Annotated in this window: 10 protein-coding genes; 5 read left to right on the plus strand and 5 right to left on the minus strand. The window is 71.4% G+C overall.

Features of this window, described 5'->3' with window-relative positions; translation table 11 throughout:
- On the plus strand, positions 1-348 hold a 348-nt coding region (locus VH112_02110), incomplete at its 5' end, for a hypothetical protein (GenBank protein ID HEX4539011.1).
- A gap of 10 nt (positions 349-358) precedes the next feature.
- Positions 359-802, plus strand: a complete 444-nt coding sequence (locus tag VH112_02115) for a pyridoxamine 5'-phosphate oxidase family protein (protein HEX4539012.1) — start codon at positions 359-361, stop codon at positions 800-802.
- 59 nt (positions 803-861) lie between these two features.
- Here the strand turns inward: VH112_02115 and VH112_02120 are convergent, their stop codons facing one another.
- On the minus strand, positions 862-1,521 hold the full coding sequence (locus VH112_02120) for a hypothetical protein (GenBank protein ID HEX4539013.1): 660 nt from the start codon (positions 1,519-1,521) through the stop codon (positions 862-864).
- Between the two features lie 84 nt (positions 1,522-1,605).
- Between VH112_02120 and VH112_02125 the strand changes: the two genes are divergently transcribed.
- Positions 1,606-3,045 carry a hypothetical protein gene (locus VH112_02125; protein ID HEX4539014.1) on the plus strand — a complete coding sequence of 480 codons (1,440 nt, stop codon included), beginning with the start codon at positions 1,606-1,608 and terminating at the stop codon, positions 3,043-3,045.
- Here the strand turns inward: VH112_02125 and VH112_02130 are convergent.
- Genes VH112_02130 through VH112_02145 form a run of 4 tightly spaced genes read right to left on the minus strand, consistent with a single transcriptional unit; the run spans position 2,991 to position 7,571 of the window.
- Positions 2,991-4,592: a patatin-like phospholipase family protein gene (locus VH112_02130; GenBank protein ID HEX4539015.1), complete on the minus strand. Its 1,602-nt coding sequence runs from the start codon at positions 4,590-4,592 to the stop codon at positions 2,991-2,993. The two genes, VH112_02125 and VH112_02130, sit on opposite strands and share 55 nt — an antisense overlap.
- The gene (locus tag VH112_02135) at positions 4,589-5,695 is read right to left on the minus strand and encodes a glycosyltransferase (protein ID HEX4539016.1); all 1,107 of its coding nucleotides are present in this window, start codon (positions 5,693-5,695) and stop codon (positions 4,589-4,591) included. The genes VH112_02130 and VH112_02135 overlap by 4 nt, the downstream gene beginning before the upstream one ends.
- The gene (locus VH112_02140; protein ID HEX4539017.1) at positions 5,692-6,450 is read right to left on the minus strand and encodes a polysaccharide deacetylase family protein; all 759 of its coding nucleotides are present in this window, start codon (positions 6,448-6,450) and stop codon (positions 5,692-5,694) included. Before VH112_02140 ends, VH112_02135 begins: the two co-directional genes overlap by 4 nt.
- Positions 6,450-7,571 carry a glycosyltransferase family 1 protein gene (locus VH112_02145; GenBank protein HEX4539018.1) on the minus strand — a complete coding sequence of 374 codons (1,122 nt, stop codon included), beginning with the start codon at positions 7,569-7,571 and terminating at the stop codon, positions 6,450-6,452. The genes VH112_02140 and VH112_02145 overlap by 1 nt, the downstream gene beginning before the upstream one ends.
- Positions 7,572-7,744: 173 nt before the next feature.
- Here VH112_02145 and VH112_02150 point away from each other — a divergent pair, with 173 nt between their 5' ends.
- Positions 7,745-10,153 carry an HAD-IC family P-type ATPase gene (locus VH112_02150; protein ID HEX4539019.1) on the plus strand — a complete coding sequence of 803 codons (2,409 nt, stop codon included), beginning with the start codon at positions 7,745-7,747 and terminating at the stop codon, positions 10,151-10,153.
- Between the two features lie 28 nt (positions 10,154-10,181).
- Positions 10,182-11,855, plus strand: a complete 1,674-nt coding sequence (locus tag VH112_02155; protein ID HEX4539020.1) for a hypothetical protein — start codon at positions 10,182-10,184, stop codon at positions 11,853-11,855.
- Positions 11,856-12,021: the final 166 nt, after the last annotated feature.

A 12,021-nucleotide genomic window follows, 5' to 3' on the forward strand; every position in this document is an offset into this window, starting at 1 on the left:
AGCCTGATCGGCTTCGGAGCCGCCGGAGTCGAGCGGGCGAGCCTCGCATGCGTGCCCGTGGGCAGGGGCAGGCTGGCCGAGTCGGTCTATCCCACCGCCTCCCTACGCCACTACAAGGACAAGTTCGCCCCCGCCTGGGAGCGGCGCTGGCTCGTGGTTCCCAGCCGCCACACGCTCGTGGGCGGCTTCTTGGCCGTGACCCGAAGCTATTGCGACGAAGGGCTGCTCCGGGGGGTGCGACGCAATCGGGCGACGCCGCGTCCGGCCTGCCGGGTCGATTCAGGCAGATCCCATCCGACCGCCAGTGGCGCGCCGACGACGGCGATGGCGGCCGGTAGATTCGCCTGAGGAGGACCACATGGCAAGCCTCGATCTCGTCCTTCGCCTGGGCGCGGCGGACAACTGGCTGGCGGTCGTGGCCACGGCCCGTGCCGACGGGTCCGTCCACGCCTCACTGGTCAACGCAGGCCTCGTCGAGGACCCGGTGACCGGCCGGCCGGTCATCGGCCTCGTCGCCGGGGGTGGTACCCGCAAGCTGTCGCATCTGCGCCGCAGCGGCCGGGCGACCGTGGTGTTCCGCAGCGGCTGGGAGTGGGTTGCCGTCGAGGGCCCGGTCAGGATCATCGGCCCCGACGACCCTGTCGACGAAGTCCGGCCCGACGACGTCCCCGGTCTGTTGCGGGCTGTGTTCCGGGGTGCCGGCGGTTCCCACGAGGACTGGGACGAGTACGACCGCGTGATGGCCGCCGAGCGTCGTGCCGCCGTCCTCGTCGAGCCGGAGCGGATCGTCAGCAACGGCTGATCGCCGGTGTGGAGGGCCCGACCAGCGGCAAGGCACACAAGTCGTCTTGTCGGCCGCCCCTACCGGGGGTCGGCCCGATCGAGGAACCAGTGCCGGGCAACGGATGCGAGCCGCTCCGGGCCCTCCCCTCGAACCGTGAGCCGGAAGCGGCTGATCGTGCGCTGCCCTCCGTCCTGGTCGCCGTAGAGCAGGTCGACCATGAGCGGAATGCGGTCGTCCACGGCTTTGCGGACAGTCGGATAGCAGGGGTCCTGGGAGTCGCGGAGCGCGCCCTGCCAGAACCCGACGTCGTTCCCCGCCACGTAGATGTCCCGGTTCAGGCGGCGGAACTGCTCGGGGTCGGGCGGCGTCATGGTCGACGCCCACTCGGCCCGGTCCTCCGGCTCCTGCGGTTCCTGGGGCAGGAACCAGCCGTGGAGGATGGCCAGGCCGGAGCCCGCGTTGCGCACGCTCATGACCATGTAGAAGTTGCCGTCGGCCTCATCGACCGCGCCCATGCCACCGCGTATGGGGATCAAGTGCTCGTCGAGGAAGTTGACCTTGACCACGGGGTCCTCGAACCGCGACGGCAGGAGGAGCGGTCGCAGTCCGACCTGGAGGGAACGCTCGGCTATTCGCGCCGCCTGGTTCGCCGTGCGTGTCGAGGCGAACGTGGCGACGGCGAGGATGAGCGTCCCACCGGCCGTCGCCGCGGATGTGATCGTCGCCCAGTCAGCCATGCGTCGCCCAGCGTAGACTCGGGTTCCGTACTCGGCGCCGAGCGGACCGCGGACGGGCGGCGACCGGGCTTTAGCATGGCGGGCGTGGCCTCGGGGGTGTGGGCGGACGCGCTCGACTGGATGACGACGTGGTGGGACGACGACGTCGCCATGCTCTGGAACCCGCCCGGCTCCTTTGATGCGCTATTCCCTCCGCGCAGCCTTCACCTGGTACCGCCGACGGTCTGGTACGCGCTCGGTCTGCTGCGACGGCGCGCCGACGGCGACGTCGAGAACGCGGCGCGCGCTCTCGGCGCTGTCATCGGGTGTCAGCTCGTCGATCAGGGTGCCCCCTGGCACGGCACCTTCGCCCGGTTCCGGGAGTTCCCCGATCCCCAGCCGGGCGCCGTGGAATACGCCGGGTTCGACCCCAACTGGCGCCAGTTCGTCGGCACGGGGTTCGCCCTGGCGCTCATCCTCGCCGGCGACGTCCTGCCCGCCACGACCGTCGACGCCATGGTGGCGTCCATCGCCCTGGCGGCGGACGGTGAGCCCCCGGAGCGGGTGGACGAGCGCTACTCCAACATCGCCCTCATGCGGGCCTGGCTCGAGGTGCAGGCCGGGTACCTGCTCGACCGGCCCGAGCTCACACGCCGAGGCGAGGAGCTGGCCGGTCGAACCGTCGAGCGCTTCGATCTCCATGGGACGCTCGACGAGTGGAACTCGCCCACCTACTACGGGATCGACCTCTACGCGCTCGTCCTGTGGCGTTCGCACTCGCGCTCATCACAGCTGCGAGCCTGGGGCGGTCGCCTCGAAGCCGAGCTGTGGGCCGATCTGACCCCCTGGTACCACGCCGGTCTCGGCAACGTCGCCGGGCCGTACACCCGGGCCTACGGGATGGACATGCGCCGCTACGTGGCCGCGCTCGGCCTGTGGATCAAGGCCGTCGAGCCCGACGCCGCCCCGCCCGTGCCCGAGCTGAACCGGCCGTTCTCCCACTCCCACGACCTCGCCCTGGCGCCGGTGATCGCGGCTCTCGATGCCCGTGTCCCGGCCGCGGCACGGGACGGCCTCGGCCGCTTCGTGGGGGAGCGCCACCTCGAGCGCGTCGTCTCGTCCGACCCCGAGCGGATCGCCAGCGCCTGGCTGGGCGCGGACCTGATGATCGGCGCCGAGCGCGGCCGGCGGCGCTGGCCCGGCTGGGGCCAGTACCACCCGGCTACCGTTCATTGGCGGGACCCCGACGGGCGCACCCGATGGATCCGACTCGTCCACTCGGGCCCAGTCGATGCCCGCGCCGAGCCGCACGGGCTGGTCACGACGTGCGCGCCGCACGCCCGGAGGGGTCCGCAGCCCACGACGTTCCTCGTCTCGGCGGCCAACGCCCTGGACGGTGCCGTGTGGCATCTACCAGGGCTGACCGTCAGCGTCCGCACCGACGCGGAGTTCGTCGGCGTGGCCCGGTCCGGGGAGCTGGACGAGGTCCGCTACGAGCCGCCAGTCAGCGGGACGGCCTCCTTCTGGCTGTCGTTCGACGCCTGATCGATCTCGTCCAGGGCCATCGAGGGCTCGTCCAACGCGGCCCCGAGCTCGGGCTCCCCAGCCATCAGGAAGCGCCGACTGCGCACCCGGCTCTCGTCGATGATGCGGCTGGTGTGGCTGAAATCGGTGATCTCGATGCCGGTGGTGTCGGCGCCGGGCACCGTGATCACCCGCTGCCCGGCACGGGCCAGCGCGGTGGGATCGGGCAGCCGGGCGTAGCGGCTGATGGCGAAGCTGCGGATGAGGACGTCGAGGGCCGTCAGCCGCCGCGGTCGCTCGTCTTCGGGACCGACGATCTCGCCCAGCACGTACACGGTGCTGGCGTCGAGGTCGACGGCTCGCTGCACGGGGGCGGGCTCCAGCACACCGCCGTCGACATGGCGATGACCGCCGAGCATGGCCGGCGGGAACAGGCCCGGCAGGCAGGCGCTGGCATAGAGGATGTCGATGGCGGGACCGGCCTCCCACCAGCGCGCCACGCCGTTGTCGAGGTCGGTCGTCGCCACATGGACGGGAACCTTGGTGTCGGCCAGCTCGGTCAGGGCGCAGAAGCGGGCGATCAAGGCCCGGAGGGCGACGGGCGTGTAGATGTGATCGTGGCGTAGCAGGACGTGGGTGATCGTCCCGTACCGGTTGCGACCGAAGACGTTCTCGCGGGTCAGCCCCCGCCAGATCGTGGCCAGCCGGTCCACCTGGGCCATCGTCGGGTCCATGGCGAAGAAGGCCGCGTTCAGCGCGCCAACAGACGAGCCGACCACGACGTCGGGCTGAATGCCCGCCTCCAGGAGGCTGCGCACGATGCCCACCTGGGCGGCCCCGCTGCTGCCTCCGGACGGGAAGACGAAGGCGATCTCCGGCGACCGCGTGCGACGGGGCCCCCGTGGAGGTCGCGTTGGGCGCGCCGGTGGGAGGCTCCTGGCCAGGGTGAGGCGCTCGACCGGTTGGCCGAGGAAGGCGCTGAGCGTGTGGTTCGGCGCCCGGTGCGCGATGCGACCTCCCATCCGCTCGAGGGCACGGGACCGGTGCCCGGCCAGGGCGTTGATCTCGCCGTACCAGCCGGGTAGCCCGGCACGGCGCACCCGATCATCGATGTGGTCGGTCAGCAGCCGCCGCGCGCCGCCGTTACGCCACCTGTGGTCGAGATTGAGGTGGACGTGCGCCGGCATGGGCGCGTCCGGCCCCGACCGCCACATCGCCACTCCGTCGCGAAGGCGGCAACGGTAGAAGCGGCCGGCGTCGCCGCGGTACCGGCCGAGGGCGAAGCCCCGCAGGAGGGTGAAAGCGAACCGGGCCGCCCGCCGCCGCATCCAGCGGGCGTGGGCCTCGCCGTCGGTGCACACCAGGGCGTAGCCGACGACCCTTCCGTCGTCGGCCTCGACGACCGCGGCGTCCTCGCGGCCGGGACCGAGGTACCAGTCGAGGCACAGCGACTCGTAGCGCTCCAGGTCGGGGAGCGAGAACGGCAGCTCGCGGCCGAGCAGCAGCGTGGAGCGGAAGATGGCGTGCACGGCGCCGTGATCGTCGCAGCCGAGGGGACGAGCTCTCACGCCATCGCCTCCAGGGGAGCCCCCATCAGGCGATGAGCGACGAGCATCCCGTCGACGGTGCGCGACCACGGGTACCGCTCGGCTCGGGCGCGCGCCGACACACGCCGACCCGGGACAGCGAGCAGCGCGGCCACGGCGTCCGCCATCGATGCTGGGTCGGTGGCGGCGGTCCGGCCGCAGGTGTCGTCGATCAGCTCGGCGGAAGCCCCGCCCTCGCCGACGACCACCGGGGTGCCCGCGGCAAGGGCCTCGAGCACCGACAAACCGAAGCTCTCGACGGGGCAGGGTGCAAGGGCCACGTCGGCGCCGGCGAGCAGGGAAGCCACGGCGCCCCTGTCCCGGAGGTGCCCGGTGAACCGCACCGGAAGGCCCTCCGCGGCGGCCGCCAGCTCCGGTGCGAGCGGGCCGGCTCCGACGATGGTCAGGCGGGCATCGACGCCGCGCGCGCGGAGCTCCGCTGCCGTGTCGATCGCCAGCGCCGGCCGCTTCTCCTTCGACAGCCTTCCGACCGTCACCAGCTGCGTGCACGCACCGGGCTCGGGAGGCCCCGGGTGGAAGGTGTCGAGATCGACACCCAGTGGGACTCGGGTCAGGTTGGTCGCCCCGATGCGCTCGAACTCCTCGGCGCCGAAGGCCGACGTGCAGACCACGCGGTCGAAGCGGGCCACGAGGCGACGGTTCCACCGGTCTGCGCCCCGACGGAGCGGAAACCACCGCGGCACCCGCGCCGAGAGGATGGCGTCGAGACGCTCGTGCGACAGCAGGATGCAGGGCAGACCCCGGGTGGACGCCCAGCGGCTCACCCAGACGAGCGACAGCTTGTCCGACACCTCGAGGCGGTGGGGCCCGATGCGGCCGAGCACCGCTTCGACCCGGGCGCGCGAGTTGAGGACCCGGTACCCGCCGGCGCCCGGGAGCAACGGAGCGGCCAGCGTCACCTTGGTGCCGGCGTCGGTCGCCTCCTCGGCGTCCCGCTCGCCCGGGACGATCACGAACCGCTCGAAGCCGGCGCGCTGGTACCCCCTCCCGAGCTCGTCGAGCACCGTGCGCAGGCCGCCGGACTCGGGGCCATAGAAGTTGGCGAGCTGCACGATGCGCGTCATGCGACCTGCGCCCCCACGCCGGGGCGGTTGACCACGTCGAGATACGTCATGGGCGACGCGCCGGCGGTCACGGCGGCGTCGATGGCGGCCAGTGCCGCGACGCGCAGACGCGGTCGCTCCACGTCCTCGGGGTGAAGGGCGATCCGCACCGGCCGGCCCTGGCTGACGAGGAGCCGCGCCGTCCTGGTCATCAGGGCCGAGCCGGGACGCTCGAGTGAGCCTCCCGTCCGGTGAGAGAGGGCGACGGCCCGATGGCGAGCTCCGGTTGTGAAGTCGATGACCGCTGTGTGCGATGTCGTGTACCGGTAGCCCAATGCGCTCATGCTCCGCCGCGCGCCCGCTGACGCCAGCCACCCGGGAGGGACGAACCCCACCGACTCGATGCCCTCGGACCGAAGCTGCGCCCGGCCGAGGGCGAGGCGGCGGGCAGCCTCGTCCTCGTCCAGGGTCCAGAACTCGGCGCAGCCTCGGGCGACGGCCCGGCCGATCAGCCGGCGGCGCCGCGATCCCTGATCCGTCGCCAGGTGGGTCCAACCGTGCTGGGCGATCTCGTGTCCCCGCCCCTGGCAGGCTCGCAGCCAGGCACCGAAGCGGCGGTCGTCGCCGATGGCGGGCGCCTTCCACGGTCCCGGCACGACCAGCATCGTGGTCGGGAGTCCGAGCTCCTCGAGGTCGTCGATCCACCGCTCGCAAGCCTGCCTGGTCGCGGGGGCCACATCGTGGACCGAGACGACGATCCACGACCGGAGCGCCATCAGGCCACCCGGCGCGAACGCTCGGTGGCACCCGAGAGCGTGCGGTAGTGGGCGACGAGCTCCTCGCCCAGCTCCTCCCAGCTCCGCCGCTCGACCGAGGCCCGGGCCCGCTGACCCATCACCAGTCGGCGGCTGTCGTCGAGGACGAGCTCGGCGACCGCGCAGCGCAGCAGTGCCGGGTCGTCGTCGGGGAACAGCCATCCGTTCTCGCCGTGGCGCACGAGGTCCATGGGACCACCGGCCGCAGGCGTCACCACCGGCACGCCGGAGGCCAGTGCCTCCTGGATTGTCTGGCAGAAGGTCTCGTCGGCTCCAGTGTGCACGAACACGTCGAGTGAGGCGAGGGTCTGCGACAGCTCGACTCCACTCTGGAAGCCGAGGAACTGGGCACCGCGCAGGCGTCGTCGCAGCGCCCGCCCCGACGGTCCGTCGCCCACGACGACGACCCGGACCCCGGGCATCTGCAGCACGTGGTGGAGCAGATGGACGCGTTTCTCCGGGGCCAGCCGGCCGACGTAGCCGACGATGATCTCGCCGTCCGGCGCCAGGCGACGTCGGAGCAGCGGGCTGCGATGTCGGGGATGGAACCGCTGGAGGTCGACCCCCCGGCCCCACCTGACCACCGGCCTGATGTGGTGGCGCGCCAGGTCCCAGCACGCGAGTGTCGAGGGCGCGAGCGTCAGGTCGGTCTGGGAGTGCACCCGGCGGAGCCAGTTCCACATCGCCGGGCTGGCGACCCCCAGTCCGTACCGGCGAGCGAAGCCGGCGAAGTCGGTCTGGTACACCGCGACTGACGGGATGCCGAGGCTGCGGGCGGCTTTCGCGCCTGCGGCCCCGAGTACCGCGGGCGCGGCCAGGTGGACGACATCGGGCGAGAAGCGCTGGAGGATATGGCGGACGCGCCCGGTCGGCAGGCCCACCGACAGGCCCCGGTAGAACGGCATGTCGACCGCCGCCACCCGCTCGACAGGCGTGTCGAGGTAGCGGCTGGGCCCCAGCCCGGGCGCCACCACCAGTGCCTGGTGACCTCGACGCTCCAGGTGCTCGACGACCCGGAGCACCGAGTTCGTGACCCCATTGCACGCTGGGAGGAAACACTCGGCGACGATCGCCACGCGCACGTGACCAGACCGTACTCAGCCTCCGTGTCCGGACGGCTTCGCCCGGGTAACGGCGAGACGAACCCTTGGAATCACCAGTCCCGGGCTGTGAGGCTGGCGACGCGTATCCTGAAGGAGGGCACGTCGTCCCGGCTGCACAGGACATTTCGCCAGGCTGAAGGGTAAGCGAGCCATTGGGTGCCCCACTTCCCGCAGACGACAACGCGGTCGGCGCCGTGACCGGGACGGCCGAGGGAGAGCCGGTTGTCGACGAGCTGGCGGGCCTGGACGAGGCAGCGGTTCAGGCTCGCGTCGCCCGGGGTGAGGTCAACGAGGTCCCGGCCGCACCGTCGCGCACGGTCCCCCAGATCCTCCGGGCCAACATCTTCACCCGGTTCAACGCCATCCTGGGCGCTCTCCTCGTCGTCATCCTCATCGTCGGGCCGTTGCAGGACGCCCTCTTCGGCGTGGTGCTGGTCGCCAACTCGGCCATCGGGATCATCCAGGAGCTGCGGGCCAAACGGACCCTCGATCAGCTGGCGGTGCTCAGCGCGCCGCACGCTGCGGTCGTGCGCGAGGGTCGGGTACGTCAGCTCGGGGTCGACGAGGTCGTGCTCGACGACGTGCTGCAACTGGCCACGGGCGATCAAGTGCTCGTCGACGGCGTGGTCCTGGCGGGTGAGCTCGAGCTCGACGAGTCGCTCCTCAGCGGCGAGGCCGACCCGATGCCGAAGAGCGTCGGCGAGGAGGTGCTGTCGGGCAGCTTCGTCACGGCGGGGAATGGCCGGTATCGGGCCACCCGGGTGGGCCGCGCGGCCTATGCCCGCCAGCTCGCCGAGGAGGCTCGTCGCTTCACGCTCGTGCGATCCGAGTTGCGCGAAGGCATCAACCAGATCCTGCGCCTGGTGACGTTTGTCATCCCCCCGGCCGCCGCGCTGCTGGTGTTCAGCCAGCTCCAGTCGGCCGATATCAAGGACTCGATCCGCGGGTCGGTGGCTGGTGTGGGCAGCATGGTGCCCGAGGGGCTGGTGCTCTTGACCAGCCTTGCCTTCGCCCTGGCGGTCGTCCGGCTCGGTCGCCGTCACGTTCTCGTCCAGGAGCTCGCTGCCGTCGAGGGACTGGCCCGTGTCGACGTGGCCTGTCTCGACAAGACCGGCACCCTGACCGAGGGCGTGATGGAGGTGCGTGACGTCGAGATCCTGGCGCCGGAGCTCCCGGTCGGCGACGCGCTCGGCGCCTTGGCGGCGGCCGATCCCCAGCCCAACACCAGCCTCCAGGCCATCGGCCAGTGGGCGGGCGACTCGGTCGGCTGGGCGGTGCGCTCCCGTGCCCCGTTCTCGTCCGCGCGCAAGTGGGGAGCGACCACGTTCGACGGCTACGGGACATGGCTGTTGGGAGCTCCCGAGATCCTCCTGGCGGGCTCGCCCGACAAGGCAGCCCTGCGACAGGCGGATGTGCACGCTCAGGAGGGAAGGCGCGTGCTCCTGCTGGCTCGAGGCGACGGTGAACCAGATGCGTCGTCGCTGCCGGCCTCGATCACGCCCGCCGCCCTGGTCGTGCTGGACGAGCGAGTCAGGGCGGACGCCGCCGACACGGTCGCCTACTTCGGGCGCCAGGGTGTCACCGTGAAGATCATCTCTGGCGACAATCCAGCCACCGTCGGCGCGATCGCCCGGCGGGTGGGGGTACCGGGATCCGAGGAGCCGGTCGACGGGCGGGGGTTGCCGTCCGAGCCTGCCGAGCTGGCCCAGGCGGTCAACGACCACTCGGTCTTCGGCCGGATCAATCCCCACCAGAAGCGGGCCATGGTGTCGGCGCTGCAGTCTCGGGGCCACGTGGTGGCGATGACCGGTGACGGGGTCAACGACGTCCTCGCCCTCAAGGATGCCGACATCGGCATTGCCATGGGCTCCGGCAGCAGCGCGTCGCGCGCCGTCGCGCAGCTGGTGCTGCTCGACAACGCGTTCGACGTCGTACCCGGGGTCGTAGGCGAGGGAAGGCGGGTCATCGCCAATGTCGAGCGCGTGGCCAACCTGTTCGTGACCAAGACTGTCTACGCCGTGCTCCTGGCCATCGCCGTCGGGCTGGCGACCTTGCCGTTCCCGTTCCTGCCCCGACACCTGACGGTCGTGAGCGGGTTGACCATCGGGGTACCGGCGTTCTTTCTCGCTCTCGGCCCCAACTCCCAGCGCTGGCGCCCCGGGTTCGTCAACAGGGTCCTTCGTTTCGCCATTCCGTCCGGAGTGGTGGCGGCGGCGGCGACGTTCACGGCGTACGCGGTGGCTCGTGACGAGCCCAGCCTGACCCTCACCGAGGCTCGCACCACGGCGGTCATCGTCCTGTTCGCGGTGGGACTGTGGGTGCTGGTCATCCTGATCCGGCCGTTCAATCGGGGTCGCCTGGCCCTGGTCGTGGGGGTGGCGGCGGTGTTCGCCGGCACCCTGACCATTCCTGGCCTCGACACGTTCTTCGACTTGCAGCTGCCGGCCTGGTGGGCGATCACCGTAGCGGTGGTGATCTCGGTCCTCGCCGACGTCGCCCTCGAGATCGGGTGGCGGGTCGCCGGCTGGTGGCAGCATCGAGGACCGGCGCCCGCTGATTAGAAGGGTGCCGCGGTTACTATCGCCGCGCATGACGACGATGGTCCGCGATGTGCGGGACCGTCGGCAGGGGCGCCTGCGCGGTGGCGGCGTGGCTGCGGGCGCCCTGGTGCTGACCGGGGGCGTGTTCGCCGTCGCCGGACGGCTGGGCTTCAACCCGACCGATGACGGCTACATCCTCGCCCAGAGCTACCGGATACTGCACGGTCAGGTCCCCCACCTCGACTTCATCTCCCCCCGCCCGGTCGGATCGCCCATCCTCCATCTGCTGGACTTCGCGCTGCCGCTGCCCCTCATGATCGCCTCCCGGCTCGTCACCACGGCCGAGCTGGTCGGGACTGCGGTCCTCGTCGGCTGGCTCGTCGTCGGGCGCTCGCCGGCGCGGTGGCGAGCGTGGCAGGGCCTCGCGGTCGCGGCGAGCGCTCTGATCTCCATCCACGGTTTCCCGTTGATGGACTGGCACACGATCGACGGCGTCCTGCTCGTCGCCCTCGGCTTCGTCCTCGTGCAGTACCCGCGCACGACAGTGGCCGGGTTCATCGTTCTCGGGGCCTCGCTCGTCGTCAAGCAGAGCTTCTTCCTGGCCCCACTCCTCGGCGGGGCCATGGTGGCCGCCCGAACCGCACCTACGGCGCGGCTCGCCACGGTTGTCCGCTCCCTCCTGTGGGCGGCCGCTCCTGGCGCGCTCTACGTGGTCGTGATGTCCGCCTTCGGAGCGTTCCCGTCCTTCGTCCGTGAGATCGCTGCGGCGCGGCCGATCTACGGGCGCGACCTCATCCACGAGGTGCTGACCAACGGCGACCTCGCCCTGGCGGCGGGAGTGGCTGTGCTCCTGGCGGCGCTTGTCGTGGCGGACTCCCGTCCGCTTCCGTGGATCGGGACCGCGCTGCGCGCGGCGCTCACCGCCGTGGTCGTCGGGACGGCGCTCCAGCAGCACCTTCAGCTCTATGGCACCTGGGCGGACCGGCTCGAGGAGATCGCGGGCATCGTGGTCCTGTGGCACATGTACCGCCACCGGCGCGTCGACTGGCCCGGGATCGCCGTGGTGGCCACGGGGTGGATGGTGAGCCTGTCGTGGGGCTACGCCGTACCGAACCTCGTGGCCGGGGGGCTCGTCCTCTTGGCGGTGGTCCGCATCTGGGACGGACACCAGGTAGCCACCCGACCGGGCGCGCTGGTCAGCGTGCTGGTCTCAGCCGCCGTCTTCGCCGCCACCGCCGTCGTGTTCGTCCATACTCGACGGACCGACATCTACCGCGATCGCCCGGCCAGCCAGCTGACGTTCCCGCTCTCCCGCATCGCTCCGGACTTCGGATCCATCCGCACCAATCCGGACACTGGTGCCTACCTTTCGGACATGAAGGCCTGCATCAGACAGATGCCCGCCAGCCGGGTCGCGCTGCTGCCCAACAACGCCGCCATGTACCCGGTGCTGCATCTTCACGACCCGCTTCCGCTCGACTGGCTGTGGATCGACGAGATCGGGCATTCCGAGACGCAGATCCTCAGCGCCGCCCGCTCCCTCGACCGACAGGGCGACTACCTGGTGCTCTTCGAGACCCAGGACGCCTCGGTCGTGCCCATGGTGGGTCTGCAGCCCGGTCCTGCCCCGTTGGCCGCTGACATCCTGGGTGTCCTGCACGGACGTCAGACACGATGTGGCCCGTTCGTCGCCGTGTACAGCCCCCCTTCCGCCGTGGGCTGACTCCGTCGCTGGCGGCCACGGCCCACAGGTGTTGGTGCCTCTCTGTAGCCAGTAGCCTGGCTACGGAGCTGGAGGACGCGACGTGGCGCGGTCGCCGTGAGATCAGATGGATGGTTGCTCGTACGAGGTCGCTCGCCGGGCCCCGTGCTTGGACTCCGCCATCAGT

The sequence above is a fragment of the Acidimicrobiales bacterium genome (assembly GCA_036270875.1).
Taxonomy (GTDB): Bacteria; Actinomycetota; Acidimicrobiia; order Acidimicrobiales; family AC-9; genus AC-9.

Excerpts from the sequence above, each read along its gene's own strand:
- VH112_02155 (HEX4539020.1), top strand. The coding sequence starts at position 10,182 with ATGACGACGATGGTCCGCGATGTGCGGGACCGTCGGCAGGGGCGCCTG.
- VH112_02120 (HEX4539013.1), bottom strand. The coding sequence starts at position 1,521 with ATGGCTGACTGGGCGACGATCACATCCGCGGCGACGGCCGGTGGGACG.
- VH112_02115 (HEX4539012.1), top strand. The coding sequence starts at position 359 with ATGGCAAGCCTCGATCTCGTCCTTCGCCTGGGCGCGGCGGACAACTGG.
- VH112_02140 (HEX4539017.1), bottom strand. The coding sequence starts at position 6,450 with ATGGCGCTCCGGTCGTGGATCGTCGTCTCGGTCCACGATGTGGCCCCC.
- VH112_02135 (HEX4539016.1), bottom strand. The coding sequence starts at position 5,695 with ATGACGCGCATCGTGCAGCTCGCCAACTTCTATGGCCCCGAGTCCGGC.